This window comes from Synechococcus sp. PCC 7502 (genome assembly GCF_000317085.1).
Taxonomy (GTDB): Bacteria; Cyanobacteriota; Cyanobacteriia; order Pseudanabaenales; family Pseudanabaenaceae; genus PCC-7502.
In genome coordinates this window covers 751783-777485 of sequence record NC_019702.1, presented here as the reverse complement: position 1 = coordinate 777485, position 25703 = coordinate 751783, and the positions used below count along the sequence as shown (strand labels likewise).

General features: G+C 41.2%; 29 protein-coding genes and 1 pseudogene. 11 read left to right on the top strand and 19 right to left on the bottom strand.

The annotated features are described in order from the left end of the window. Position 1: 1 nt before the first annotated feature. The 10 genes from rpsC to hisG form a co-directional block, all read right to left on the bottom strand. Complete coding sequence (gene rpsC, locus SYN7502_RS03805) at positions 2-757, bottom strand: 30S ribosomal protein S3 (RefSeq protein ID WP_015167564.1); 756 nt, start codon at positions 755-757, stop codon at positions 2-4. Positions 758-759: 2 nt separating this feature from the next. Further along, on the bottom strand, positions 760-1116 hold the full coding sequence (gene rplV, locus SYN7502_RS03800; RefSeq protein WP_015167563.1) for a 50S ribosomal protein L22: 357 nt from the start codon (positions 1114-1116) through the stop codon (positions 760-762). A 5-nt stretch (positions 1117-1121) separates the two neighbouring features. Next, entirely contained in the window at positions 1122-1400 is a 279-nt protein-coding gene (gene rpsS / locus SYN7502_RS03795) for a 30S ribosomal protein S19 (RefSeq protein WP_015167562.1), read from the bottom strand. 60 nt (positions 1401-1460) lie between these two features. Further along, positions 1461-2324: a 50S ribosomal protein L2 gene (gene rplB, locus SYN7502_RS03790; RefSeq protein ID WP_015167561.1), complete on the bottom strand. Its 864-nt coding sequence runs from the start codon at positions 2322-2324 to the stop codon at positions 1461-1463. An 11-nt stretch (positions 2325-2335) separates the two neighbouring features. Continuing rightward, positions 2336-2653, bottom strand: coding sequence for a 50S ribosomal protein L23 (locus tag SYN7502_RS03785; protein WP_015167560.1), 318 nt, complete (start codon positions 2651-2653; stop codon positions 2336-2338). Next, positions 2646-3314, bottom strand: coding sequence for a 50S ribosomal protein L4 (rplD, locus tag SYN7502_RS03780; RefSeq protein WP_015167559.1), 669 nt, complete (start codon positions 3312-3314; stop codon positions 2646-2648). The genes SYN7502_RS03785 and rplD overlap by 8 nt, the downstream gene beginning before the upstream one ends. Beyond that, entirely contained in the window at positions 3315-3962 is a 648-nt protein-coding gene (rplC, locus tag SYN7502_RS03775) for a 50S ribosomal protein L3 (RefSeq protein ID WP_015167558.1), read from the bottom strand. 209 nt (positions 3963-4171) lie between these two features. Next, positions 4172-5212, bottom strand: a complete 1041-nt coding sequence (pdxA, locus tag SYN7502_RS03770; protein WP_015167557.1) for a 4-hydroxythreonine-4-phosphate dehydrogenase PdxA — start codon at positions 5210-5212, stop codon at positions 4172-4174. Between the two features lie 167 nt (positions 5213-5379). Further along, a complete protein-coding gene (locus tag SYN7502_RS18080) occupies positions 5380-7119 on the bottom strand; it encodes a sensor domain-containing diguanylate cyclase (protein WP_015167556.1) in 1740 nt (579 codons plus the stop codon). A 52-nt stretch (positions 7120-7171) separates the two neighbouring features. Then, positions 7172-7810, bottom strand: coding sequence for an ATP phosphoribosyltransferase (gene hisG, locus SYN7502_RS03760; RefSeq protein WP_015167555.1), 639 nt, complete (start codon positions 7808-7810; stop codon positions 7172-7174). A gap of 198 nt (positions 7811-8008) precedes the next feature. Between hisG and SYN7502_RS03755 the strand changes: the two genes are divergently transcribed. The 3 genes and pseudogenes from SYN7502_RS03755 (at position 8009) to SYN7502_RS21285 (ending at position 11320) form a co-directional block, all read left to right on the top strand. Next, complete coding sequence (locus SYN7502_RS03755) at positions 8009-9799, top strand: ABC transporter substrate-binding protein (RefSeq protein WP_015167554.1); 1791 nt, start codon at positions 8009-8011, stop codon at positions 9797-9799. Between the two features lie 15 nt (positions 9800-9814). Continuing rightward, positions 9815-10507, top strand: a pseudogene (gene cobA, locus SYN7502_RS21290) (uroporphyrinogen-III C-methyltransferase); the annotation flags it as partial. Next, entirely contained in the window at positions 10502-11320 is an 819-nt protein-coding gene (locus SYN7502_RS21285) for a uroporphyrinogen-III synthase (RefSeq protein WP_371257821.1), read from the top strand. The pseudogene cobA and the gene SYN7502_RS21285, both read left to right, overlap by 6 nt. An 11-nt stretch (positions 11321-11331) precedes the next feature. On the opposite strand, the gene SYN7502_RS03745 is transcribed toward SYN7502_RS21285, so the two are convergent. After that, entirely contained in the window at positions 11332-12450 is a 1119-nt protein-coding gene (locus SYN7502_RS03745) for an ABC transporter ATP-binding protein (protein WP_015167552.1), read from the bottom strand. A gap of 284 nt (positions 12451-12734) precedes the next feature. On the opposite strand from SYN7502_RS03745, the gene crtR reads away from it, so the two are divergent. Next, positions 12735-13613, top strand: a complete 879-nt coding sequence (crtR, locus tag SYN7502_RS03740; RefSeq protein ID WP_015167551.1) for a beta-carotene hydroxylase — start codon at positions 12735-12737, stop codon at positions 13611-13613. 5 nt (positions 13614-13618) lie between these two features. Here the strand turns inward: crtR and SYN7502_RS03735 are convergent, their stop codons facing one another. Then, entirely contained in the window at positions 13619-13975 is a 357-nt protein-coding gene (locus tag SYN7502_RS03735) for a DUF760 domain-containing protein (protein WP_015167550.1), read from the bottom strand. Between the two features lie 185 nt (positions 13976-14160). On the opposite strand from SYN7502_RS03735, the gene SYN7502_RS03730 reads away from it, so the two are divergent. From SYN7502_RS03730 to SYN7502_RS03715, 4 genes are all read left to right on the top strand, one after another. Further along, a complete protein-coding gene (locus SYN7502_RS03730; RefSeq protein ID WP_015167549.1) occupies positions 14161-14484 on the top strand; it encodes a phasin family protein in 324 nt (107 codons plus the stop codon). Further along, a complete protein-coding gene (gene rsmI, locus SYN7502_RS03725; protein ID WP_015167548.1) occupies positions 14475-15320 on the top strand; it encodes a 16S rRNA (cytidine(1402)-2'-O)-methyltransferase in 846 nt (281 codons plus the stop codon). Before SYN7502_RS03730 ends, rsmI begins: the two co-directional genes overlap by 10 nt. Positions 15321-15457: 137 nt before the next feature. Beyond that, positions 15458-15610, top strand: coding sequence for a chlorophyll a/b-binding protein (locus SYN7502_RS03720; RefSeq protein ID WP_041429844.1), 153 nt, complete (start codon positions 15458-15460; stop codon positions 15608-15610). Positions 15611-15711: 101 nt separating this feature from the next. Beyond that, positions 15712-15921 carry a hypothetical protein gene (locus tag SYN7502_RS03715; RefSeq protein ID WP_015167546.1) on the top strand — a complete coding sequence of 70 codons (210 nt, stop codon included), beginning with the start codon at positions 15712-15714 and terminating at the stop codon, positions 15919-15921. Between the two features lie 18 nt (positions 15922-15939). Here the strand turns inward: SYN7502_RS03715 and SYN7502_RS03710 are convergent, their stop codons facing one another. Continuing rightward, entirely contained in the window at positions 15940-16749 is an 810-nt protein-coding gene (locus SYN7502_RS03710) for a RibD family protein (RefSeq protein ID WP_015167545.1), read from the bottom strand. A gap of 205 nt (positions 16750-16954) precedes the next feature. On the opposite strand from SYN7502_RS03710, the gene SYN7502_RS03705 reads away from it, so the two are divergent. After that, positions 16955-17605 carry an NAD(P)H-dependent oxidoreductase gene (locus SYN7502_RS03705; RefSeq protein WP_015167544.1) on the top strand — a complete coding sequence of 217 codons (651 nt, stop codon included), beginning with the start codon at positions 16955-16957 and terminating at the stop codon, positions 17603-17605. A gap of 56 nt (positions 17606-17661) precedes the next feature. Here SYN7502_RS03705 and SYN7502_RS03700 read toward each other — a convergent pair whose 3' ends face one another. From SYN7502_RS03700 to SYN7502_RS03675, 6 genes are all read right to left on the bottom strand, one after another. After that, complete coding sequence (locus tag SYN7502_RS03700; protein WP_015167543.1) at positions 17662-17970, bottom strand: urease subunit beta; 309 nt, start codon at positions 17968-17970, stop codon at positions 17662-17664. A 46-nt stretch (positions 17971-18016) separates the two neighbouring features. Beyond that, positions 18017-19495 (bottom strand): Ig-like domain-containing domain, encoded by a 1479-nt coding sequence (locus SYN7502_RS03695; RefSeq protein WP_015167542.1) that lies wholly within the window; start codon positions 19493-19495, stop codon positions 18017-18019. 2 nt (positions 19496-19497) lie between these two features. Further along, positions 19498-20013, bottom strand: a complete 516-nt coding sequence (locus SYN7502_RS03690; protein ID WP_015167541.1) for a VOC family protein — start codon at positions 20011-20013, stop codon at positions 19498-19500. Positions 20014-20092: 79 nt separating this feature from the next. Next, the gene (locus SYN7502_RS03685) at positions 20093-20317 is read right to left on the bottom strand and encodes a DUF2811 domain-containing protein (RefSeq protein WP_015167540.1); all 225 of its coding nucleotides are present in this window, start codon (positions 20315-20317) and stop codon (positions 20093-20095) included. Between the two features lie 453 nt (positions 20318-20770). Beyond that, the gene (locus SYN7502_RS03680; protein ID WP_015167539.1) at positions 20771-22810 is read right to left on the bottom strand and encodes a thioredoxin domain-containing protein; all 2040 of its coding nucleotides are present in this window, start codon (positions 22808-22810) and stop codon (positions 20771-20773) included. A 42-nt stretch (positions 22811-22852) separates the two neighbouring features. Further along, the gene (locus SYN7502_RS03675; protein WP_015167538.1) at positions 22853-23887 is read right to left on the bottom strand and encodes an aromatic ring-hydroxylating dioxygenase subunit alpha; all 1035 of its coding nucleotides are present in this window, start codon (positions 23885-23887) and stop codon (positions 22853-22855) included. 384 nt (positions 23888-24271) lie between these two features. Here SYN7502_RS03675 and SYN7502_RS03670 point away from each other — a divergent pair, with 384 nt between their 5' ends. Both SYN7502_RS03670 and SYN7502_RS03665 read left to right on the top strand, forming a co-directional pair. Next, positions 24272-24943 carry a hypothetical protein gene (locus SYN7502_RS03670; RefSeq protein WP_015167537.1) on the top strand — a complete coding sequence of 224 codons (672 nt, stop codon included), beginning with the start codon at positions 24272-24274 and terminating at the stop codon, positions 24941-24943. Positions 24944-25006: 63 nt separating this feature from the next. Beyond that, positions 25007-25633 carry a methyltransferase family protein gene (locus SYN7502_RS03665; RefSeq protein ID WP_015167536.1) on the top strand — a complete coding sequence of 209 codons (627 nt, stop codon included), beginning with the start codon at positions 25007-25009 and terminating at the stop codon, positions 25631-25633. Positions 25634-25703 lie beyond the last annotated feature (70 nt).

The window sequence follows — 25703 nt, the reverse complement described above, 5'->3', positions numbered from 1 at the left end:
ATTAACTCTCCCCAACTCCTGAGCGATCTTCAAATTGTGTACGACGGCGTTGCTGGCGGCGGCGTGGTTGTTCCTGTTGGAGTGTTGATTCCTCTCTTCCAGGAATAATTTCTCCTTTAAATACCCACACCTTGACTCCAATTACTCCATAAATAGTTTGGGCAGTTTTATAGGAATAATCAATGTCGGCGCGAAGAGTATGTAGGGGTACTCGCCCCTCTCTTACCCACTCGCTACGAGCAATTTCAGCACCATTAAGACGACCACCAATTTGAACTTTTATCCCTTCAATTCCCGCTCGTTGGGCTCTTTGAATTGCCTGTCTGACTATGCGACGAAAGGAAACGCGACGTTCCAATTGTTGGGCAATATATTCAGCAATGAGAGGAGCTTCAGAATCAACCTTAGCAACTTCCACAACGTTAATCCGAATTTGGCTGGTACCAGACTTCTTAATACTACCTACTTTAGTTAGGTATTCAAATAATCCTTTACGAAGCTGGTCTATACCTGTTCCCTGCCTTCCAACCACAACACCAGGTCGAGCCGTACGAATTTCTATATCAGCTTGATCGGCTTTACGATCAATTAGAATTCTGGAAATTCCGGCACTACTTAGGGTTTTCTCGATATGACGACGAATTTCATAATCTTCTGCAGCTAAGATAGGGTATCTATCAGTATCAGCAAACCATTTGGATAAATGAGGCTGGACAATACCAAGCCGTAAACCAGTTGGATGAATTTTCTGTCCCATAGTTATGATTCCTCCATTGGTTTAACTGTGATGGTGATACTACAGGTGGGCTTAAGAATTTGATAGGCTCTACCCTGTGCTCGAGGTCTAAACCGCTTTAGACTACTTCCCATGTCTGCATAGGCCTGACTAACTACAAGGTTAGCCCGATCAAATCCATTATTATGTTCAGCATTTGCCGCTGCAGACCGTAAAAGTTTTAATATTGGTTCGCAAGCTCGATATGGCATAAACTCAAGTATGATTAGAGCCTCTCTGTAGCTACGACCGCGAATTTGATCGAGTACTCGTCTTACCTTGTGGGGAGACATCCGTATAAACTTAACTATGGCTGGAACTTCATTCTCAGATAAGATCATATATTTTATCTCCTTGCCTTTTTGTCACCTTTAGCGTGACCACGAAATGTACGAGTTAGGGAAAACTCTCCGAGTTTATGTCCAACCATTTGCTCTGTTACAAAGACTGGAACATGCTGTTTCCCATTATGAACAGCGATAGTATGTCCAATCATTTGAGGCAAGATCGTAGAAGCTCTCGACCAAGTTTTAATTACCGTTTTTTCACCCTTAGCATTGAGATTTTCAATTTTAGTAAGGAGACTATCAGCCACAAATGGACCTTTCTTTAACGAACGAGACATAAAAGTATCCTCAAGTCTTGATTAAAAATCATAAATTTGTCAAAAAGTTTGTCAAAACTACTAAGCATTACGTCCTCCTTTACCACGTTTGGAACCCTTGCGGCGACGACGCACAATCAATGAGCTACTAAGTTTTTTCTTCTTCCTAGTCTTATAGCCTAGGGCTGGTTTACCCCAAGGTGTAACTGGTCCAGGACGACCGATTGGAGCACAACCTTCACCACCTCCATGGGGGTGATCCACAGGGTTCATAGCTGAACCACGAACCATTGGGCGGCGATTTTTCCAGCGATTGCGCCCTGCCTTACCCAAGGTGAAGTTACTTTGTTCGGTATTACCTACCTGTCCAATTGTGGCGTAACATTCTCTTCGGATCATTCGTACTTCCCCAGAAGAGAGTTTAAGCGTAACGAAGTTACCTTCTTTTGCGGCAATTTGTGCACCACCACCCGCAGCTCTAATCAACTGCCCACCTTTACCAGGAACCAGTTCGACATTATGAACAATGGTACCTAGGGGAATACTGAATAGTGGCAAGGCATTCCCAACTTCGAGGGGAGCAGATTCACCAGATTGAATAGATGCTCCGACTTGTAGCCCTTTGGGATGAAGGATGTATCGCTTTTCGCCATCTGCGTAGGATACTAAAGCAATACGAGCATTACGGTTGGGATCATATTCAATGGCGAGAACTTCGGCGGGGATACTAGTTTTGTTGCGCTTAAAGTCAATGATACGATAGAGCCGTTTATGACCTCCACCTCGGCGACGACTGGTAATAACTCCTCGGTTATTACGTCCTTGCGCACGGTGAATATGTTTGGTTAGAGATTTTTCTGGTTCTGATTTAGTGATTTCGCTAAAGTCGGATACCGTTAGCCCTCGGGTGCTAGGAGTATAGGGTTTGTATATGCGGATGCCCATTGATTTTTTCCTTATACGTCTGGGAATAGAGTTATTTTGTCGCCTTGAGCAAGGGTCACGATCGCTCTTTTGTATTGAGGTCGTTTGCCAGCAAATTTACCGACACGTCTAGCTTTAGCAGGAAGGGTGTGAGTATTTACAGATTTGACCTTTACTGAAAACAGAGTTTCAACAGCCACCTTGATTTCGATCTTATTGGCGTCAGGAATAACGTCAAAGGTGTATTGATTATTTTCAAGTAAAAGTGTAGCTTTTTCGTTGATTAGGGGACGACGGATCACATCTGGCAGTCTTCTTTGATCAAAAACTTTTTGAAGCTTTCTACCCATGACTTTCTACCTCTTGTTGTACGTTATTTGTGACTTTAGCTGAATAGATAGAGTGAATTTTATCGAGGGCAGTCGCTGTGACAATTAGTTTGTGAGCATTGACTATATCAAAGATATTTAACTGATCAGCTGTAATTAAAACTAAGTTTCTAACGTTGCGAGCAGACAGTTCAATGTTTTCATGCTTTTGATCGGTTATCAAAAGAGTTCTTTTACGTGGCTCTGCACCCCATCGACTTAGAGCATTTACCAAATCTTTGGTTTTTGGCTTTGGTAGTTGCCCATTAAAGTCTTGAACTACTACTAGATCGCTTGCTCTTCCTGCTAGTGCAGTGGTTATGGCTAAGCGTCTTTCCTTGCGATTCATCTTAATGTCAAAATCCCTAGGCTTAGGTCCAAATATAACGCCTCCACCTCTCCACAGGGGCGATCGGTTAGAACCTGCTCTGGCTCTACCAGTACCTTTTTGCTTCCAAGGTTTACGTCCTCCACCTCTAACTTCAGCACGAGTTTTAGTGGATGCAGTGCCTTGACGTTGGTTATTTAGTTGTCTAATCAAAGCTCGGTGAACAATACCATTAGCTGTTGTTTCCTTAGCTGTTTTAAGGTCTAGGCTAATCTCACCAGTATTATTACCATCCCAGTCTTGTACAGTAATCATCTATTTTTCCTTCCTCTTGCCTACAACTTTTGCAGGTACGATATTCACTAATGCTCCAGGTTTACCAGGTAAAGCACCCTTAATTAAAAGTAGGTTCTTTTCCGTATCTACTTGGACAAGAATTAGCTTTTTAGTGGTGATTTGCTTGCCACCCAATCTACCTGCCATGCGCTTACCAGGATAAACCCTACCAGGAGTTGTACCTGCACCAGTAGAACCAGGAGCACGATGATTTTTGGAGCCGTGAGCCATTGGTCCACGCTTAAAGTTATGACGTTTTTGATAGCCTGCGAAACCTTTACCAATACTGGTACCAATTACATCTACTACTTGCCCTTCGGAAAACTGACTAACATTGAGTTCTTGCCCAAGGTGATAGCTGGATGTGTCTGCAACTCGATATTCTTGTAAATGCTTGACTGGCAAAGAGTCGGACTTTTTAAGATGTCCTAATTCTGGCTTTGAAACTAATTTTGCTCTTGTTTGCCCATAGCCAATTTGGATGGCACTGTAGCCTTCTTTGCTAGGAGTTTTAACTTGCGTAATTGTGCATGGACCAGCTTGAACCACTGTGATTGGAACAGCATTACCATTACTGTCAAAGACTTGGGTCATACCAAGTTTTGTACCAAGAATACCAACAGACATGAAAATAATCCTCTTACTTCAATACGAAGATGAATGTAGAACTTTCTGACGTAATGTTTAGAACTTTGGGTAAAGCCTAGCTCTCAGAAACTTAATGCGGTAGGGCTGCGATTTACTACTCACCTGCAAGGACTTAAAAGCACAAACTTTCAGTATCCTTTTTTACACGGAAATTAAATATAGCTTAATTATTAGAGCCTGTCTAGTATTTAATTTGGATTATTTACAACTCTAACTTGAACTAGTTCTATGGCAGTGGTGATCGCTGCTTCTAAACTATCTGATTTGGCAATACCTTTTCCTGCAATATCAAAAGCAGTACCATGATCGGGGGAAGTGCGAATAAATGGGAGTCCAATTGTGGTGTTAACGGCTTGATCAAATGCCAGCAGCTTGACAGGAATTAAGCCTTGATCATGGTATAGGGCTACATAGGCATCATAGCCAAGATGAACTTTATGAGGATTATGCCAAGCTAAATTGGGATTTACCCACAGGGTATCAGGGGGAATTGCCCCGATCAGTTCAAATTTAGAATTACGATCGCTCCATGATTGATGTATGCTCTCGATTAACGGGTTTAGCCATTCCTGTTCTTCCGTACCTAGTTGTCCTTGTTCGCCACTGTGGGGGTTTAGTCCAGAGATCGCCACTTTTGCAGTTGTAAGTTGAAAATCTGTACATAGCGATCGTCTGAGTAATTCTAATTTTTGTTCAATTAACTGCGGGGTTAAAACTTTTGGCACCTGAGCTAAAGGAATATGGACGGTTGCTAGTAAAGTTCTCATTACCCAGTTTGTATGAGGTGATCGGGCGACAAATAACATTCCTGTATCTTTACTACCACTGCGTTCACTTAACAGTTCGGTTTGCCCTGCGTAGTAATGTCCTGCTAATTTCCATGCGGATTTGGCAATGGGGGCGGTGACTATACCTTGAAATTTACCTGTTAGGGTTTGAGCGATCGCTGTATCCAGATAATGAAAACTTGCTTCTCCGCTATTTTGATTGCCTTCACCTAAAGTAATTGGCAGATGGGTATTGGTATCTAATATTTCTAGGGAGTCGGGATCGGCTAGTTGGAGATCATATTTTTTAAGGAGTTGATAGGTGCTAGTAATTACCGAGCGATCGCCAATCACTGTAAAACTAGCAAGATCATGGGAAACTTTTGCCAAAGCCTTAAGCACTATTTCCGTGCCAATGCCTGCAGGGTCGCCAATGGTAATTGCCAATTTGGGTTGAGTCATAGGTCACTTATATAATTGGGGTTTAGATTGAAATTCCTGTAAGCCTGATTTAATGAACAGCTTAGTTGTTTATAATTCTGAGCTTAAAATCTGCCAAATTTAAAACTTTATGTAAGACCTGAATGTAAGACCTGATGAAGGCAGGGGTAAGTTAATAAGTTATTAAGTTAGTTAGTACAGCAGCGATCTCTACCTGATTGCTTGGCATTATAAAGGGCGAGATCGGCAGCTTTAATTAAAATTGAGAACTGATCGGAGGTGGAAGTCAAAGTAGCTATACCTAAGCTTAGGGTCACATAGGGATTAATAGTTGATCGTTCATGTTTAATGCCTAAATCCTTAACAGCCTGTCTGATGTTTTCAGCAACAAAAATTGCCCCATCTCGATTAGTCGTTGGTAAGATAATGCCAAATTCTTCACCACCATACCTTGCCACTAGGTCTCCGGGGCGTTTGATGGTTTGGGCGATCGCTTGGGCAACCTGCTGCAGACATTCATCCCCCATTTGGTGTCCATAGTAATCGTTATAGGGCTTAAAGAAATCAATATCCGCCAAAATTAACGATATGTTTGTTTGCTCTCGACAACTGCGCCGCCACTCTATTTCTAAAAAATGATCGAACTGTCGCCGATTGGGAATTTTGGTTAAATAGTCTAAGGATGCTACTAGTTCTAAATCCATCTCCATAGCTTTGCGATCGCTAATATCCCGCACAAAATCTATAACTAAATTTTCAGTGGACTCGAGTAAAACTGCTCTAACTTCTACGGGAACAACTTTGCCGTCCTTGGTTTGGTGTTGAGCTTCAAAGATTGCAAATTGATCCAGAGCTAATTTTTGGGGAATGTTAATGGGTGGTTTATAACCTTTGGGGGTAATATCCCGTGGCGACATTTGCAGCAATTCTGCTTTGGTGTAACCCAAACTTATACAAGCAGCTTCATTCACTTCAATAAAATTACTGGGTATGCCTTCATGGTTGAAATTATGAATAAATACGGATTCTGCCTTGGCGTCAAATAAAGCCTGATACCTTTTTTCCCCTTCGATTAAGGCGGTTTCGGCTTCCCTGCGATCGCTAATATCACGGGCAAAGGCAATCACAATCGGTTTACCTTCAACAGTTTCTATTTCATGCAGGCTCAGTTCTACAGGGAAAATTCTGCCATCCTTGGTTTGGTGTAAAATTTCTTCGGTTGCATACTTTTGACTACGCAGGGTTTCAATCACCTCCCTTTTGCAAAAGAAATCCTTGGGCATGATGTCACTAGGACTCATATTCAGAAGCTCTGCACGGGTGTATCCTAAGCTTTTACAGGCAGTATCATTAACTTCGATAAATTGGCTAGGTCTTCCTGTTTCTGTAAAACTATTAATAAATACAGCTTCAGATTTATGGTTAAACAGAGCTTGATACCTGATTTTTGCGTCAATGAGGGCAGCTTCTATTTTTTGGCGATCGCTAATATCTCTAACGGCGGTTACGCGAACTGTTTGTCCTTGCCACTGAATAGATTTACCTTGAACCTCCATAGGAAACCTTGAACCATCTCGCTTGATCCCTTCAACTTCGTAGGTATGGGGGTAGTTATTCCTAATGTGTGTTTTAACGATCTCGTGGTATTCAGGCGCAATGTAGTTTAAGCCATTCGTGCCAATTACTTCATGCCGCTCATAGCCCCAGAGTTTGCAGATGGCAGCATTAACATCAACAATTACAAAATTGGTATGAATACATAAACCCTCAAAGGCAACCTCAAATAGTAACTGCACATAGTCATCACAGGTCAGCCCACAATTACTACCAGGTTGTGTTACTTGCGCCAACTGAGCTTTAACATAATTTAATTCTGCTTCTAGCTGCAAAATTTGGTTTCTGTAAAGACTAATGTCAGGCTCAGGCATACAAGAGCGGAAAGCATGTTTTTGTACAGTTATAGTAGAATATAACCTTTTTTTAGTTCGCTGCTGTAATTTTTAGTTTGTTGACTAAATCACTAAGGCGATCGCTGTTAACTCGATAACTTAAAGGATGGGCAATTAATCTGGCGGTACTTTCAAATAAAACTTCGATTTCCACTAAGCCATTTTCTTTGAGGGTTCTACCCGTGGATACTAAGTCCACGATCGCCTCCGACATGCCTGTAATTGGACCTAATTCCACCGAACCATAGAGGGGAATAATTTCTACGGGTAAATCTAGGCTTTGAAAATATTCACGGGCAATTCTTACGGATTTAGAAGCGATGCGGGAATGCGGCGGTAAATCCAGGGCAGAACGATAGGGGCTTTGATTAGAAACAGCGATCGACATCCGACATTTACCAAATCCTAAATCTAGTAACCGTGCCACCTTGGGCATTTTTTCCCGTAAAACATCTTCTCCCACAATTCCAAGCTGTGCCTGTCCATATTCCACATATACCGAAACATCCTGCGCCCTGACTAATAATGCCTGTGCTACGCCTGTGGGATCAGTAATTTGTAATTGCCGACTAGCGGGATCAAGAAAGGCACTAAAGTCTAAACCAACTGATTGAAAAATAGCGATCGAATCTTTGAGTAAAGAGCCTTTGGGCAGTGCAACGGTAATCATGGATAGTAGGAATCAAAATGAGGTCAAGCATACTTACTGATCGATCATACGGGACTGCGATCGCAATATGACTTTCATCTCTAACTTTCATCTGCAACCTCTACAGAATTTACCTTTACACAATTTACTTAAGACTCTCTATAATTAGGTCAATCATAATTAGGTTAATTCCGCATTTTGTCCCTATGATTTGTCACCATGAGTAGATACCGTAAACGCCAAGTCAGTAAAAAGTTTCAAGTTATTTTATTATTGGTGCTAACGGCTGTCTGTTCAATTTTTATTATTGGTTGTGGTTCCCCTGCAGTTAATTCTAGTCGGAGCGATCGCCTCGTCGATTTTATTGTCCAAGACCCCAAAACTTTCAATCCAATTTTGACCACCGATGCTACCAGTTCTGGAGTGCTAGGTTATATTTTTAGCAGCTTACTCAAAACCAATGGACTGACGGCGGAGTTAGAACCAGAATTAGCAGAATCATGGGCAGTTGCTCCCAATGGCTTAGAGGTAACTTTTACATTGCGGGATAACCTAAAATGGTCAGATGGTCAGCCCTTAACCGTTGATGATGTTGTCTTCACTTTTAATCTAATTTTCGATGAGAGGATTCCCACTAGCAGCCGAGATGTCTTGAGAGTTGGCAAAAAGCGAGAATTACCTAAACTAGAAAAGTTGGATGCCCGAAGGATCAAGTTCACTATTTCTGAACCCTTTGCCCCCTTTGTGCGGTATATGGGTGGTACCAGTATTTTACCAAAACATATTTTAGAAAAAACGCTTCAGGAAAATGATGCCGCAGGCAAGCCTAAATTCCTAGAAACGTGGTCGATCAAGACTCCCTTAGATCAGATTGTGGGCAGTGGTTCCTATATGTTTGCTGATTATCGTCCGGGCGAAAGATTTATCTATAAACGCAATCCCAACTACTGGGATCAACCTAAACCATTTATTAAAAATATTGTTCTGCAAATTCTCGATTCTAGTGATACTGCCCTCTTAAAATTCCGCTCTAGGGAGTTAGATATTTTTGATCTTGGTGCCAGAGTCAAAGATTTTCAACTGCTTAAATCCGCCGAGGCAAGGGATAAATTTAAAATCTATAATGGCGGTGCTGCCACGGGGGAACTATTTGTGATGTTTAACCTTAATCAAGGGCGAGACGCAAAGACTAATCAACCCTTCGTGGAACCTAAAAAATCTAAATGGTTTAATGATGTCAATTTCCGTAGAGCGATCGCCCATGCCATAGATCGACAAACGATGGTTACAAATCTCTATGTGGGGTTAGGAGAAGAACAAAATTCCCCAATCTCTGTACCTAGTCCCTACTATTTATCTCCTGCTAAAGGCTTAAAGGTTTACGAATATAATCCTACCAAAGCAAAGAAAATCCTCACGGATGCTGGTTATCGTTATAATTCTCAAAATCAACTATTGGATGCTGACGGAAATTTAGTGAGATTTACCCTACTCACTAATGCTGGTAGTAATCCTGTGCGGGGACAGGTGGGATCGCAAATCAAAAATGATCTGGAAAACATTGGCATTACTGTAGATTTCACGGGCATTGATTTTAATATTCTGGTTGATAAGCTGGATAACTCTAAGCAATGGGATGCCATAATTCTAGGCTTTACAGGTGGGATTGAACCCCACGGCAGTATTAACCTGTGGTCAACTACGGGTAACCTGCACATGTTTAATAAAGGTGCAGATGAAGGACAACCACCCATTCCCGGTTATAAAGTGGCAGATTGGGAAAAGCAAATTGAGAATTTAATGATTGATGCCTCACAACAGGTGGATGAAAATAAGCGCAAGGCAATTTATGCCCAGTTTCAACAATTAGTACAGGAACAATTACCCCTAATTCACTTAGTTACACCGTTATCTCTTTCTGCGGTTCGCGATCGCATTCAAGGCGTGAAGTTTTCCCCCATTGGTGGAGCATTATGGAACCTAGATGAACTGACCTTATCGGCGAATTGACGAAAACTTAAAATTATGGGAAAAGTCTTTATTGTCGGGGCAGGTATTGGTGGGATTGAATATTTAACGCTCAAGGCACATAGGATTCTCAGCACAGCGCAAGTATTAATTTATGATGCCCTTGCCGATCCAAAGCTTCTGGAAATAGTCCCCAAGTCATGTAAGTTAATCCCTGTGGGCAAACGGGGCGGACAGACGGCAATTACCCAGGCAGAAATTAATCAAATTTTAGTTACAGAATGTCTGGCTAATCATTCAGAGAATTATCAAGTAGTAAGGCTAAAAAGTGGTGATCCGATGATCTTTGGGCGGACGGTTTCCGAGGTGACTGCCCTCCATGCTGCAAATTGCGAATTCGAGATTGTGGCGGGGATTTCTTCAGCGATCGCTGCGCCGATGTTGGCAGGTATTCCAGTTACTGATGCCGACTTGAGTTCTTGCTTTAGTGTGTTAACTGGACATGATTTAGAAATTTTGCCTTGGCAGGGTTTAGGACAAATCCCAACCCTAGTGATTCTCATGGGGACAGCTAATTTTTCCAGCCTGTTGGCTAAGTTAAAAGAGTATAAATCCCCAGAAACAGCGATCGCCATAATTCAATGGGCAGGTAGAGCTAATCAACGCATCTGGACAGGTACCTTGGCGGATATTCAGTTAAAACTTCCAACTCAGCTTTCCCCCGCCGTAATTGTTGTGGGTGATGTGGTTAAGTATCATGAATGGCTCTATCAGCCTCTTAAACCTAAGCCCTTAGCAGGAAAAACAATTTTGATTACTAGAGCCGCAGGGCAATCTAGCCAGTTTAGACAACTCCTAGAACATCAAGGCGCAGAAGTTGTGGAAGTACCGACCTTAGTAATTACTCCGCCAGCTAGCTGGGAACCTCTGGATCAGGCGATCGCCCAAATTGGAACCTACAACTGGTTAATTTTAACCTCTGCCAATGCCGTAGAATTCTTCTTCCAACGCCTCCATGCTCATAATTTAGATAGTCGCAGCTTACATCATCTTAAAATTGCTGTGGTTGGTCGCAAAACTGGCGAACTGTTATCAATCCAAGGTCTTATTCCCGACTTAATTCCCTCAGATTTTATTGCCGACTCTCTAGTTGCTAGGTTTCCTGAATGTGTGAACTCAAGGATTTTATTCCCACGGGTACAATCGGGCGGCAGAGAAGTGTTAATTACCGAACTTGAACAGAAAGGGGCAAAAGTTGATGCTGTTCCTGCCTACGAGTCGGGTTGTCCTCAGGATATAGATGAAATTGCATTGCGATCGCTCCAAACTCACCAAATCGATATTCTTACCTTTGCCAGTTCCAAAACCGTTAGAAACTTCCATCAGTTAATTTCTAAAGCCTTACCAGACGAATGGGATCAACTATTAGACTCAGTCCAGATCGCCTCTATTGGCACGCAAACATCGATCGCCTGTAGAGAATTATTAGGTAGAGTCGATATTGAGGCACAGGAATTTACCCTAGAGGGATTAGCTCAAGCAATTGTAAATACTTGCAACTAATACTAGTAGGATCAACTAATGCGATCGCCACTGGTGGGATCAAACAGAAATAAATGCTCTGGCTTAAACTCTACCCATACTGAGTCACCTGCATGCCAAAGCCGATTAGTACGATCCTCTAAATATATAAACTGCTCAGGATCATCAACTAAACAAGTTTTAATCAAAGTTCGATTGCCTAAAGCCTCAACAATCACTATTTTTAAATCTATACGAGTGCCTTGTCCGTGGGGGACTAAAGGCTGTAAATGTTCAGGGCGGATTCCCAATTTTAGCGACTGTCCCTCTGCTGAGATTAACAGCGATCGCATGGTTTCTGGACAATCTATAACTTGACTAGCTCCATTACTGCCACCTGTATTACTATCCACTACAAATGAGTGATTACGATAAACGACGGTCAGAATATTCATGGGAGGACTACCCAAAAATGTGGCAACCATTAAATTCTGGGGGTTATGATAAATTTCGCTACTGCTGCCCACCTGTTGAATTCTGCCCCGATTAAGGACAACTATGCGATCGGCAAGGGTCATAGCTTCAGTCTGATCGTGGGTGACATAAATCATGGTGATACCTAGTTTTTGGTGGAGTAGTTTCAGTTCACCACGGGTGTCATCTCGCAGTTGAGCATCCAAATTAGATAAAGGTTCATCTAGTAAAAATACTTGGGGTTCACGGGCGATCGCTCGACCTAATGCCACCCTTTGCTGTTGTCCTCCCGATAGTTGGGCAGGTTTGCGGGTGAGTAATTGCTCAATGCCCAGAGATGCGGCGACAGTGTGAATGCGTTGATTGATTGCAGTGCGATCGCCAATTTTTCGCATTTTCAACCCAAAACTCAGATTTTCTGCCACCGTCATGTGGGGATAGAGAGCATAGTTCTGAAACACCATAGCCACGTCCCGTTGTCGGGCGGGAATTTGATTGACAAGGCGATCTCCAATATATAAATTGCCAGAGGTTGGTTGTTCTAAGCCAGCGATCATGCGTAAAATCGTAGACTTACCACAGCCTGAAGGTCCGACTAAAACCACAAACTCGCCGTCGGCAATATCTAAGTTAATTGACTCTACTCCATCGGTTGATGACCAACGCTTAAAAATTTTTTCTAATTTAACCTGTGCCATAATTACAGCTTTTTTTGATTAAGAATTACTAATCTATTACTAATCCCAACTACTACTTTAATCTTGAACTCAATTCCTAAACCTATTGAAATTAGTTATAACCACACCAAATCCTTTACAAATCTATATATAATGACCGAGGATTAACCTATACTACGAAAGGAAGTTTCCATTAACTTGGATCAGCTTTCCATTTATATTTTTTGTACAAACTATTTATCCAAACTCTAATCTTTATTAGACATTTTTATTAGATAACTTTAGATAACTTAAGGAGTGTAAACATGCAGCAGACAGGGAAAACCCTGACTGTACCAATTAGTCTAATGGGAGCTCCTCAAGGCTTTAATCCCACTTTATGCCTACTGATTGGTTCTGTTATTCTAGCGATCGCCTCAACTACTGGCTATTGGGTCTGGCATTGGGCGCATTGGCTAGTGTTTATCGCAAATTTTGTTTCTTTATACGTTTTAGGCACAGTTATTCATGATGCTTCCCACGGAGTAGCTCACCGCAATCGCATTGTTAATGCCGCTATGGGACATATTTCTGCCGTATTGCAGGGATTTGTCTATCCTGTATTTACAAGGGTACATATGCAGCACCATGCCAATGTTAATGACCCAGAGAATGATCCCGATCACTTTGTTTCCACAGGCGGACCACTTTGGTTAATTGCCGTGCGATTTTTCTACCATGAAGTATTTTTCTTTCAAAGAAAACTCTGGCGCAAGTATGAATTGGCAGAATGGGGTATTAGCCGATTAATATTGGTATGTGTATTAATTGCAGGGTATGAATTTCACTTTTTAAGCTATATTCTCAATTTCTGGTTTGTCCCAGCTGCAATCATGGGCTTAGCTTTGGGTTTATTTTTTGACTATCTGCCCCACCGACCTTTTAAGGAAACTTCCCGTTGGAAAAATGCCAGAGTTTATCCTAGTGCCTTACTAAATATCCTACTCTTAGGACAGAACTACCATCTTATCCATCATCTGTGGCCCTCTGTCCCTTGGTATAACTATAAAAGTGCCTACAGTCAAATGAAGCCGTTACTAGATGCTAATGATGCCCCCCAAAGCCTAGGACTACTAAAGCTTAATGATTTTGGTGGATTTTTATACGATATATTCCTAGGAATTAGGTTTCACGGGCATAAGTAGTATGACTATTCGGCGGCAGGTTTATCTACTTCATTAAATTCATTAATCTGCTCTGGGTTTGAGAGGGAAAAGCTATTACCAAAAGCTGAATCAAGTTTCATCCGAGTTTCCATTTGGCTTAAAAAATAGCCTGTCATCATCGCTGACCCAATCAGATTAGCGAGATTTTCATGGGTGGTGGTTATAGAGACCTGAAACTGCTGCGGTGGCAACATTCCCACTAAACCTTGAATATTATGATTAATAATTTGGCGAATTTCTGGACTAACGCCTTTTGCCGCTAACTCAATAGCTTCTGGAGATTGACTTTTTAAGTATGTTAGTAAGGCATTATTAGAACCTGTATCTTGAATTTCAAACATTTTGGATAGTTCCTCGGTTAGAGTTCATAAAGATTCATATATTCTGGCACTGCGATCGCTAAACTTGGGGAAGAAAACCGATCTAACTATGAGGCGATCACCCTAAACTCTCTCTCAACCTAATGCAGAATTTAAGGCAGAATTGTAGGTAATATCGGCTCACTGACTTAGGAACTATCGGCACTATGGACAACAATAATCTACTCAAGCAACTTTTAATGATTGGGGTTGGTACTACTTCTTTAATGGTAGAGAAACTGAAAGAAGTTGCCGATGAATATGTCAAAGATGGCAAAATTAACTCGGATCAAGCTTCGGAATTTATTAATGACTTTGCTGATCGCTTTAAGTCAGAACAGGTAAATTTTGAAACCCTAATTCAAAAGCAAATTCGCAATACCCTACAGGACTTAGGTGTGCCAAGACAAAATGAGGTGGATGAACTGAGAGGGCGGATCGATCGCCTAGAACGACAGGTCAGAGAGTTGGAGAATAAAAATTGGCGTTAGGTACACTTTATTTAGTAGGAACTCCCATCGGTAACCTTGAGGACATGACCATGCGGGCGATCAAGACCCTACAAAATGTCGATCTAATTGCCGCCGAGGATACTCGCCATACGGGTAAACTCCTACATCACTTTCAGATTCAAACTCCGCAAATTAGTTATCACAGTCATAATAGTCAAGGTCGCATTCCTGAACTTTTAGCCCTTTTACAGGAAGGTAAAAATATTGCAGTTGTGAGTGATGCAGGGATGCCCAGTATTTCTGATCCGGGGTTAGAGATTGTTCAAGCCTGCATAGGAGCAAATATTGCCGTAATTCCAATTCCTGGAGTTAGTGCCTGTACCACAGCTTTGGTGGCTTCAGGTTTGGGGACTAGCAGTTTTACCTTTGCTGGTTTTTTAGCAACAGATTCCCAATTACGGCGATCGCAACTAGAACAACTGGGACTGGAACCACGCACCATGATTTTGTATGAAGCTCCCCATAGGCTAATTAAAACTCTACAAGACTTGATCAATGCTTTAGGTGAAAATCGGCAAATCGTGATCGGCAGAGAATTAACCAAGCTCCATGAGGAATTTTGGCGAGGAAATTTATTAGAGGCGATCTCCCACTATCGTAATCATGCTCCCAGAGGCGAATTTACCCTAGTTATAGCGGGACTACCTATTAGTGATACCAAAGTGTGGACAGAAATGCAGCTTAAATCAGAACTCATAGCAATTATGGCAGATGGCATATCGCGATCGCAGGCAAGTCGGCAACTAGCAGAAGTGACAAAATTACCCCGCCGTCAGCTTTATCAAATTGCTTTGACTATTAGCTCAGTAGAGTAGTAGCTCAGAACGTGATCAAGCAGCTAATATTTAAGTTTTTCTTTAGATATTTGCAATGGGATTAGATAAATATGTTGCAAACCGCTCAACATTATGTTACATTTCTTAGTGTTAACAAATTAACAGAGCTAAAAAATATGTCAGACGATAATCGTAACGCTTGGACTTTTGGATTTACTAACGGTGCTGAAAACTGGAACGGTCGTCTTGCTATGATCGGCTTCGTAGCTGCGATCGCTGTTGAATTGATAACTGGACAAGGTGTTCTTCACTTTTGGGGAATTATCTAGTATTAAGTTTATAACTAGGATTCAAGGTTCTTACTGACAACAGTGAGAGCCTGTTTTTGTCTGCTATGGTTATGGTGTAGCGTAATTCTTAAATTTAGCCAATGCCTAACACCACACTTTATTTACAAAAGATTTCGGCACAGTCCTACCAAAGTATCCCGATCTTGCAATCAACTGGGAATGTCGGTGTGATTAAGGTTATAACTCAGCTTAAAAGAACTACTAATCTCTGCCAAAAAGCGATTGCCCAAGAACGAAGAAATGCCTATCAAGCTCGGAGAAATACCATGCAAAATCGCTGCCCAGTTTAAGTGCAGTTGTAATAAATATTAGCCTTGAGCAAATTCAATTTTGTAGCGTAAATATAACTCGTTTTCATGATGATAGAGCGATCGCAATTCTAAATCAGGCAAAACTCCAAGGGCATCTGATAATCCATAGTCATTTCCGCCCAAAATCGAGGTATTTTTGATCCCGCCCACTAACTTAGGACATAAAGTTAAAAATATCTCATCACTCCAACCGTGGGAAATAAATTCGTAGTTCACACTGGCACCACCCTCTACCATAAGTCTTTTTACAGAAAATCGCTGCCATAGGAAATCTAACATCCCTGCTATACCTGTATCTGACAGTCTAAATACCTGTGCTTTCTCTGCCAATAGTTTCTCTGCCTCTAAACTAGCTGGTACCCCAAGAAATACAATCCGTAATTCTTTGCCTGCCTGCCAAAAACGATGATCTAAGGGTAAATTTCCACTATTACTAATCACAATGCCTAAGGGCTGCCCTGAAAAGTTTTGCCATCTCTCATCTAAAAGCTCTGGGGGTATGGTCGGAATAAATGGATCAACCCTTAGAGTTTCCCCACCCACTAAAACCGCATCTACTTGCGATCGCAGACGGTTCATGATTTTCCGATCCATTCTTGATCCTAAGCCTGTCAGTTCACCGTGATTAGTCGTAGCTTTGCCATCAACACTAGACACCATATTAAAAATGATGTAAGGGCGGGTATAAACTTGAGATTGGTACTCAAACTTGATTCCGTCAGTGGGGAATGCTAAATCCGCAAATGAATATACCTGATCGGGAACTAACTGAGCATGGGATAGATAATTATCAAGTAGATTAGGCATAAAACTCTAAAGTTTATAGTCTCTGCAAGAGAGTGTGGAGATATAACCTAAATATAGGTTTGTTTTTGCAAATTTAGCTCTTTTTACAATTCAGTTTACAAATTCAGTCAGTTGTTCGATAGTTCGAGAATATTGTCTATGATTCCGAAAATTTTGCTAAACTAATCGAGTACATGAAAGCTCCAAATTTATAAGAGTAAAGTCTATGTCCATAGGTACTTCTCAACTTCTAGAATCCCTTAAATGGCGGTATGCAACGAAAAAATTTGATCCTAATCAAGTTATCCCTGAGTCCAAATGGGAGGCATTAAGTGAATCTTTACTTTTGACCCCTTCTTCTTATGGCTTACAACCTTGGAAATTTTTGGTAATTACTAATCCTGAGATTAAAGCACAGCTGAAGCCTGTATCATGGAATCAATCCCAAGTAACTGATTGTTCACATTTTGTGGTGTTTACGATCAAGAAAAATTTGACTACTGATCATGTTGATAGTTTTATCAAAAGAACAGCAGAAGTACGAGGTGTTGCTCCAGAGTCTTTGAGTGGCTATCGTAATATCATAGTCAGTGATGTGGTAAATGGACCTAGAAGTCTGACTGTAAATGAGTGGGCAACTCGACAGGTATATATTGCCTTGGGTAACTTTATGACGGCTGCCGCTCTTGTGGGTGTGGATACCTGCCCTATGGAAGGCATAGAGCCAGCTAATTATGATAAGGTGCTGGAACTGCCTACTAAGGGTTATGCCACGGTGGTAGCCTGTGCAGCTGGGTATCGTGCCAGTGATGATAAGTATGCTGAATTGGCAAAGGTGCGCTTTCCTATTTCTGATGTGATTGAAACCCTAGCTTAATTACAATTACGATCAGTTCCCAGCACTTGATCAAACCTAAGTCTTCACAGGTTTACTTAGTCTAGTTTGCCTTCCACTCTGGCATTAAATCCATAGACTTCTCGAAGACCTGCATAGGGTACTATGATAATTTCCTTTTGATCTCCCGGTTCAAAGCGAACAGCAGTGCCAGCAGGAATGTTTAAACGTTTTCCTTTGGCAATTTCTCGCTCGAATTCTAGGGCATCATTAACTTCATAAAAATGAAAATGTGATCCAACTTGGATGGGGCGATCGCCTGTATTTGCCACGGTTAGTCTGGTAGTGGGGCGATCGGCATTGAGGATTATTTCTCCTACTTCGACAAAGTATTCACCGGGAATCATAGTTTTTACTGGTTTTAATTAGTTGTAATTAATGGAAAGCAGTATATCAGGGAAGCCACTCAGGATGGGTACCGAGAATTTCAGGAAAGCGATCGGATAACTGGCTTTTAGATGTAACTTGAGCAATTTTATTTTCAGAATTCTCCGTTGGATTTTCACTTAATACCCTATCTTTATGATTAGGATTATTAGACAAGTTATCAGGCAGAGCCAGAAAATCGATCTTAGTTCTTGGACTAAAGGGATTAGCTGATGCCTCTAACGCTTGATTAAATAGCAGCGCTGTATCATCGGGGGCAAGGCTGAGCTTAGTATCTCTTTGCCATAGTGGGAGATTTTGTAATCTTTGTAATTGACCAGTTTTAAGATTAATGGTGCCGATATATGGAGTTTCTTGATAGCTAGTTGCGGTTTGTTTAACATCGGTAAAGATGCCATAAATATTTTGCTTAGCCCGATCAAATTCGGCGGATAGAATCGATCCCTTAGTTTTCAAAATTTCAGTTTGCACTCCCTGATTTGTGACTCGAAATAGCGATCGCGTGTAATCTTTGTTGTACTTTACCATTACTGCCTCTGCCCCATCCTTACTGAAGCTCAAAACCGTACCAAATCTGGGTAAAAAATCTAAAGGGGTACCGCCTTCCTGTAAAGGTAATATCGCTACACCTTCCCCCTGGGCGATCGCTACGGATTCATTATCTGGGGCAATTAAAAAATCTCCACCTGGTTGATTATCTAAGGATTTTGGTTCTTCTCCATCCCGAATTACCCATAGCCCATATTGTCCGATTTTAACTCGACTTAATCTTTGTACCACGATCGCCTTACCATCACTAGACAGATCAAATTTTAGATTTTGGAAATCTCCTGAATCCAAAACTAGTTTAGGCTTATTGACTTCATTGCTAGAAGATAGGCTAACTGTATAAAGTCTTTGTTCTAACGGATTAATAAACCCAGAGGTTTTAGGTACAGCCGAGAATAAGATTTTGGAGCGATCGCTATAGATTCTGAAGTCTAAAATCGTTAGGTTAGCAGGAGTTAAAATTTGTTTGGTATTTTTAGGTAGATCATAAATAACTAAACGCCCGATCTCATCTGCGGATAAGCCAATGTAGGCAAAAGCAGGATCAGGTGTAGAGAAACTACTATTAAAGGGTTTAATTACAGACTTACTGGCAAAGGCATCGTGGGCATTGTCTAGGGTGAGTTTATAGGTTTGACCATAGATAAGAGGAGTGGTAACCGTATAAGCCATTTTTCGTCCTGACCAACTAAATTTACCCCCTACAGGTGGCTCTAGTTTTAGGTGCTGCTCCACACTTTGATGCGCCATCGGACGACTAAAGGTAATGGTAAAAGCCTGATCATTGGCACTAATCTGCTGCTGATCCCAGCTAAAATTACGCACATAGGGAACAGTTTGATCACCATTGAGAAGTAATAACCCAATTAATACAGTCAAAACTGCAATTAAAGCGATCGCCAATCGATCTAGGGGCTGCCATCGCCTAAATTCCATAATTAGCTTACAACTTCAGCAATTTCAATCACCTTGTCATCAAAATCTTTAACTAAAAACTGGAGGGGCTTTTCACTGCGAATTTTATGCTTGATTCCTCGCATTTGAATCCGTAATAGTACCTGTTCCACGCAGTCCCGATTAAAACACATGTGACGGTCTCGATTGCGATCGCCCTGATTAGCACCCGGAACAATATGTAGTTGCGTATTCTTTTTTAGCTGGTACCAGAGTCCTTCAGGTTTAATTTTGCGACTGCGGCGACCTTCATTGGGTAAATAAATGGGATCAATCGTAGTACTAAGGGTCTGCTCATAACCGTAATAATGCAGCGGTATATCAGCGATCGGTAATTCTAGCTGACTTTCATAAAAGATTCTGGCTTGCTCCAAGTCCGACACCATCACCGTATGTACCTTAGGCGCACTACTTAAAAACATCCACATGGCGACACCGTAAGCACCCAAAAGCATGATCATTATGGCTTGAGTTGAAAACAGCGAATCAATTCCTTCCATAGTCTTTAGTCTTTTATTGTCATTCGCAGAAATTTACTGGCTAATATTCTAACTTGTCTTTAACTTGTTAAAGCTAATTCTAGGCAGAATGCTGAAACAGGCTATTCAAGTACACTTTAGCTGCACTGCGATAGCTTCTGGATGAGTTGACGGTCTCACAGTTCCCATTTTGCAATAGAAACAAAGATAAGGCAGCAGCAAATACTCGATCTTGATCCCAGTCGGGGTGCGTTTCAAGATAGTTTTTTAGAGTTTCATGGAGTTCTTCAGGGATTTCCGCCAAAATGCTGACATTAGAATTCATAATGATGACTTGGACTTAATGGGCTAATAGGCTTTACATTTTGTGGCTTATTATCGGGCTTGTCAATGCGATCGCCTAGTAGGATTTTAGAGCTTTTTAGGGGACTTGACAGCTTATAATCGATATTTTCAAGCTGTTATTGTTACATTTGGCAATAATTTTCATGCTTTACATTGTTTTCCCCAACCCTGATCGCACTTTCCCCTTAGCCCATAGCTAGCATCAGATCATCAAATTTAGACCTGTGGAAACCCATGGTTAACCTGTGGAAAACTTTGCTAAAGTTGTGGAAAACTCTGTGGAAAATTATTTTCAGAAATATCTAAAAATTTATTTTGGCAGTGATGGGATTGTTAACACTTGCTAACTTTTAACTCAATCTTGGTATATTTTTGGAATATTTCAATAATCTGGTAGGTACCAAAGCAGATCGGTATTGGATCAAATCTAAAATCAAGTGCGGGTTTGGGTAATGGCAACCTGTGACTTGAACATATCAATATTAGTGGCGGGTGCTAGGCAGGCTAATCCTCTACATACCATAGCGATCGCTCTTTGGGGTAACTCATTCACCTCTTGCAGTATAATCACAGGATTGTAATTAGCTTGAAGCTCTAGGTATAGTTTTTTAGTGGTGCGGACAAGGGTTTGGTTATACCACCAATCAAGGGCTGTGATTAAACTAGGGACACCAATTGGACTATTAGCGATCGCCCCTGCATATACCTGAAGGGCTTTTTCTGCTCGATCCAAATATTCTAAATTTTCTGTAAGTAAGCTCAACCGAATTAAATTAGCGATCGCAATGCCATTAGCAGCAGGGGTAGCATTATCCATGTAGGTTTTTTCTCGAATTAGCAGATCGGGATTGATATCCGTATTAAAATAGCCGCCGTGATCGGCATCCCACAGATATTGATCAAACTCCGCCTGTACCCGTATGGCATGATTAAGGTAAATACTATTAGGGCAGGCTTGGGTAAGGTCTAAAAGTGCCTTGATCAATAAAGCATAATCCTCTGAATGTCCCAAAACCGCAGGATTACCGCCATAGTTAACTCGATGCAGTCTAGTTTTAAGGTTGGCAGTTTGGGTTTGAGGCGGAACTTGCCATTGATTTTGCAAAATGAATGTGATCGCATTTACGGCTAATTGACGATAAATTTCCTGATCAAATACTATATATGCCCGTATTAAACCTGAAATCATCAACGCATTCCAAGCCACAATCATTTTGGGATCGGTAACTGGGGGAACTCGACCTTGCCAAATCCGATTTTTAATAGCTTGGCGATCGCAGGCGGGAGGAAAGATATCCGTTCGTGCTAAATTTTGACCGTAGCGATGATTAAATAGCTTATCCAAGGCTGATTCCGTGTTAGATGATAACCGCGATCCATATCTGCGTTTTAGAACATTATTACCCTCAAAATTACCTGCGGGCGTGATTGTAAATTCCTTTGTTAGAGCTTGGAGTTCTGATTTTGTCAAAATTCGCTCTAGTTCTTGATAACTCCATACCCAAAATTTTCCTTCTCGCCCTTCGCTATCGGCATCTTGGGAAGCATAAAAATATCCCTCTTCAGCAGTCATTTCCCTTTGCAACCATTCCACAGTGCGAGCAATTGCCACTTTGATGCCATCTTCCTTTATCCCTGCAGACCAAAGATTTGCCAGATATTCCATAATCTGTCCGTTATCGTAGAGCATTTTCTCAAAGTGCGGTACAGTCCAATCTGAATCGACGGTATAGCGATGCCATCCTCCTGCCACATGATCAAAAATTCCGCCCAAAGCTAAATCTAATCCTCTCTGCTTCGCTTTACTTCCTAAAATATCCGCATCCTGAAATCGACTGCGACGTAGGACTAAATCAGCATAGGGAATCATCGGAAAACAATTTCCCTGTCCCCGATTCTGCACAACTTCACTACATTTCTGCACTCCCAGATTTAAAATCTCCTGTGGGGGAATAGGTGACGGCTGGAGTTGGTTAATAGCCTGCAAATTTTGCATAATCTGCGACTTATAGGTTAGTAGTTCTTGCCGTTTATTTGTATAGGTCTGATGCAAAGATTGTAAAACCCGCAGAAAACTAGGTCTACCATAGCGAGCTTCAATGGGAAAGTAGGTACCACCATAGAAAGGAATTAAATCATCGGGGGTTAAAAACATATTGAGGGGCCAGCCGCCATTTTCCCCCATAATTTGCAACGCCTGCATATAAATGCTATCCAGATCAGGGCGTTCCTCTCGATCAACTTTAATCGCAATGAAGTGTTCGTTAATATAGTTGGCAATCACGGTATCGGAAAATGCCTCTTCTTCCATCACCGTACACCAGTGACAGCTAGAGTAGCCTATGGATAGAAATATTAACTTGTCCTGAGATCGCGCCAATTCCAAAGCCTGATCGCACCAATACCACCAGTTAATTGGATTTTCCGCATGTTTCCGCAAATAAAGACTTTGGGTTTCCGCAAGATGATTCATGAATTCAATCCTCATGAGATGAAAATGAAAGGGAAAAACTCCTTAAACCCATCCCATCTCCACCGCTTGATTATAAAATTTGCGATATGCCAGTTCTAAAGCATCCGAGGGTGCATGAATTTCGACTGTGAGGTCATCGGGTGCTGCCCCTGCCTGAATTTTGACAGCTTGATTATCTTGAACAAAGGTTTTGACCACATCTCGCCGCATAAAGCCATCCACTAAAGGGGTCAGAATAAAATTACGGATATGTAGCCATTTGGTAATAGTTTGGCGATCGCTTACAGGTAGATGCACCAAGAATAATACAAACTGAAACCTGCCAAATTGTAAATCTACCCTAGAGACATTAGGCATATAAAAAGTCGCCCTAAAAATGCCATCGGGCGGATCGTTACCCAAAATAAATTTAAGTGAGTAAGCTGGTTTAGTTTCAAAGGTAATAAAACCACTGGCACTCCATGCCCCCGACTCTAGTTTATATGCCTGTACTGCAGGTGAATCCTTACGCCCAAAGGCACTGGCATGGACAAAGGGAGCATGAGCCATATCAATGGTATTGGCAATAACTCGACTGTAATGACCTTCCCAATTAAAATCTCCGTGGATACTCCGCCAACCGGCTTGATCAAACTCGGGCAATATGGGAATTGAAGGGCATTCTTCTGGTGGTAAGTCTCCCCAAAAAAGCCAAATCAAACCATACTTTTCTTGAACTGGATAGGACTGTAATTTTGCCCGTCGGGGAATCACTACACCGGGTTGATTAGCAGGAATAAGACTACAAGCACCGTTAGATTCATATTTCCAGCCGTGATAGGGACAATGAATACAATCACCTTCCACCCAACCTGCACCTAGGTCTGTACCCCTATGTACACAACGTCCATCTAGGGCGATCGCCTGTCCATTACTACCGCGATAAAGTACCAAGTCATGCCCCATAAACGTTATAGATTTGGGCTTAGTAGAAACACTGGCACTATGCTCAATGCCATACCAGAAATTTTTGAGTATTTTGGTCTGAGATGTCGTTTGCGAAGTATCAATTTGTGGGGGTTGAGTGCTTGCTACCATCGGAATTAAATAGAGAATTAAATAAAGATTAATTTTTACAGTTAATTTTGGAATTACGTTAGCAGCAATTCTAATGCAGCAATTTTAAGTTTGTGGAATTTCTTAAGAGTTTTGTAGCGATCGCTATTTATTCATAATTTCTTAATGATTTATTGTTTAAACTTGCTAGTTATTTTTGATTTGCAATTCGTTACAAAAAGTATTGTTTCTTTAATATAAAAATTAAGATTTAAAGCTGAGAAATAGCTATTACTAGGCAAATTTGGCAAAAATGTAATGAAAATATAAAGTTTATTTTTTTTGTGATTCTTGATATTGCTTAAAAATTGATTGATAAGGTATAAAGCAATAGTTCCCAGATTTTACAAAATTTAAGGATTAAACATGGCAGCGGTTCTTTTTCCAATTTTTACTATATGCCATCTAGTTCTTTTGGGTTGGACTTTCTTACTCTATCAGCAGTCCCATCAACTAGGTCTGGTTGTTTTGATGATTATTATTGTAGCTATTACCTACGATAACTTTATTGTCAGCATCGGGCGATGGATTGGGGAAGGAGAAATATTGCTGTTGCTGAGTCAGCCTCGTTTTTTTGGTCATGTTCTTTTAACTCCGCTTTCCGTAATTGCTGCCTTTAGTTTTTGCTATCAATCGGGTTTAGGATGGGCATCTCAGCCAGTTATCGTAGTGGGGGTATGGTTGGCAACACTCGTATTAATTACAGCCGAAGTTTTAACCTACTACAAAGAGTTTAAGCCCAAGGCGGTTTGGGATCATGCCATCCTCCGCTACACCAATAGTGCTTACAAATGCCTTCCCGTAGCATCGATTATAACGACAATTATTGTGGGGATTATTGGTGGGCTGATCTGGCAACAATTAGGATTTCCCTGGTTATTTGTATCTAGCCTAGTTATGTTTATTGGCGGCGCAATTCCCCAGAAGGTGTCAGGAGCTATTTTGTGTTCAGGGGTCGAAGTTATCCTGATTGCAGGCTTCTGTACTACAGCTAATCAGATTCAAGCACAAATTAGTATGGAAAATTATCTGTTGTGATCATTAAACCCATTAAATTAAATTCACTTAATTAAATAATTATTGAAAATACTGACAAAAATAATGACTAATTCCTTAGTGCCTGTAAGTGTACTGATCTTTTTTTTAAGTGGTTTTGTTTTACCCTTAGTAAGACTATGGTTGCAAACTGGAACCTTTGCCATGGCATTTAGCCGTAACCGTGATCCGATTCAAAAACTAGTGGGAGCAGCGATCGCCTTTTACATGACCGCTTTTTGTGTTTGGGCAATTTTCTATGCAGTTCTAGGTGATTCAGCTTTAGGAGTATGGGAACTACCTGTAACAATTCAAAGTATCGGTTGGGTAGTTTTAAGCTTAGGTCTAGGGTTGACAATTACAGGACAGGCACAAATGGGGTTATCGTGGCGGATGGGAGTTGATCCGCAACCCACTGGATTAGTAACAAGTGGCTTATTTCAATTTAGCCGTAATCCCATTTACACAGGCATGCTTACCACTTTAGGGGCATATTTACTTTTAACTCCCTGCCCTTGGCTAGTGATGGGTTGGTGTCAATTTACTTTATTAATTTCTCTGCAAACTCGTTACGAAGAAGCAGCCTTAATTAAGGTGCATGGCGATCGCTATCTGCAATATGCCGCTACAGTTGGGCGTTTTTTTCCCAATATTGGAACATTAGAAGTAGTAGAAACTCCCAGCGTAATTTAGTTGAGCAGCACCACAGTTATTCGGATTGTTTACCCAAGGTGATTAATCCTCCTACTAAAGATGTAGAATC

Excerpts from the sequence above, each read along its gene's own strand:
- rpsC (WP_015167564.1), bottom strand. The coding sequence starts at position 757 with ATGGGACAGAAAATTCATCCAACTGGTTTACGGCTTGGTATTGTCCAG.
- rplV (WP_015167563.1), bottom strand. The coding sequence starts at position 1,116 with ATGATCTTATCTGAGAATGAAGTTCCAGCCATAGTTAAGTTTATACGG.
- rpsS (WP_015167562.1), bottom strand. The coding sequence starts at position 1,400 with ATGTCTCGTTCGTTAAAGAAAGGTCCATTTGTGGCTGATAGTCTCCTT.
- rplB (WP_015167561.1), bottom strand. The coding sequence starts at position 2,324 with ATGGGCATCCGCATATACAAACCCTATACTCCTAGCACCCGAGGGCTA.
- SYN7502_RS03785 (WP_015167560.1), bottom strand. The coding sequence starts at position 2,653 with ATGGGTAGAAAGCTTCAAAAAGTTTTTGATCAAAGAAGACTGCCAGAT.
- rplD (WP_015167559.1), bottom strand. The coding sequence starts at position 3,314 with ATGATTACTGTACAAGACTGGGATGGTAATAATACTGGTGAGATTAGC.
- rplC (WP_015167558.1), bottom strand. The coding sequence starts at position 3,962 with ATGTCTGTTGGTATTCTTGGTACAAAACTTGGTATGACCCAAGTCTTT.
- pdxA (WP_015167557.1), bottom strand. The coding sequence starts at position 5,212 with ATGACTCAACCCAAATTGGCAATTACCATTGGCGACCCTGCAGGCATT.
- SYN7502_RS18080 (WP_015167556.1), bottom strand. The coding sequence starts at position 7,119 with ATGCCTGAGCCTGACATTAGTCTTTACAGAAACCAAATTTTGCAGCTA.
- hisG (WP_015167555.1), bottom strand. The coding sequence starts at position 7,810 with ATGATTACCGTTGCACTGCCCAAAGGCTCTTTACTCAAAGATTCGATC.
- SYN7502_RS03755 (WP_015167554.1), top strand. The coding sequence starts at position 8,009 with ATGAGTAGATACCGTAAACGCCAAGTCAGTAAAAAGTTTCAAGTTATT.
- SYN7502_RS03745 (WP_015167552.1), bottom strand. The coding sequence starts at position 12,450 with ATGGCACAGGTTAAATTAGAAAAAATTTTTAAGCGTTGGTCATCAACC.
- crtR (WP_015167551.1), top strand. The coding sequence starts at position 12,735 with ATGCAGCAGACAGGGAAAACCCTGACTGTACCAATTAGTCTAATGGGA.
- SYN7502_RS03735 (WP_015167550.1), bottom strand. The coding sequence starts at position 13,975 with ATGTTTGAAATTCAAGATACAGGTTCTAATAATGCCTTACTAACATAC.
- SYN7502_RS03730 (WP_015167549.1), top strand. The coding sequence starts at position 14,161 with ATGGACAACAATAATCTACTCAAGCAACTTTTAATGATTGGGGTTGGT.
- SYN7502_RS03720 (WP_041429844.1), top strand. The coding sequence starts at position 15,458 with ATGTCAGACGATAATCGTAACGCTTGGACTTTTGGATTTACTAACGGT.
- SYN7502_RS03715 (WP_015167546.1), top strand. The coding sequence starts at position 15,712 with ATGCCTAACACCACACTTTATTTACAAAAGATTTCGGCACAGTCCTAC.
- SYN7502_RS03710 (WP_015167545.1), bottom strand. The coding sequence starts at position 16,749 with ATGCCTAATCTACTTGATAATTATCTATCCCATGCTCAGTTAGTTCCC.
- SYN7502_RS03705 (WP_015167544.1), top strand. The coding sequence starts at position 16,955 with ATGTCCATAGGTACTTCTCAACTTCTAGAATCCCTTAAATGGCGGTAT.
- SYN7502_RS03700 (WP_015167543.1), bottom strand. The coding sequence starts at position 17,970 with ATGATTCCCGGTGAATACTTTGTCGAAGTAGGAGAAATAATCCTCAAT.
- SYN7502_RS03695 (WP_015167542.1), bottom strand. The coding sequence starts at position 19,495 with ATGGAATTTAGGCGATGGCAGCCCCTAGATCGATTGGCGATCGCTTTA.
- SYN7502_RS03690 (WP_015167541.1), bottom strand. The coding sequence starts at position 20,013 with ATGGAAGGAATTGATTCGCTGTTTTCAACTCAAGCCATAATGATCATG.
- SYN7502_RS03685 (WP_015167540.1), bottom strand. The coding sequence starts at position 20,317 with ATGAATTCTAATGTCAGCATTTTGGCGGAAATCCCTGAAGAACTCCAT.
- SYN7502_RS03680 (WP_015167539.1), bottom strand. The coding sequence starts at position 22,810 with ATGAATCATCTTGCGGAAACCCAAAGTCTTTATTTGCGGAAACATGCG.
- SYN7502_RS03675 (WP_015167538.1), bottom strand. The coding sequence starts at position 23,887 with ATGGTAGCAAGCACTCAACCCCCACAAATTGATACTTCGCAAACGACA.
- SYN7502_RS03670 (WP_015167537.1), top strand. The coding sequence starts at position 24,272 with ATGGCAGCGGTTCTTTTTCCAATTTTTACTATATGCCATCTAGTTCTT.
- SYN7502_RS03665 (WP_015167536.1), top strand. The coding sequence starts at position 25,007 with ATGACTAATTCCTTAGTGCCTGTAAGTGTACTGATCTTTTTTTTAAGT.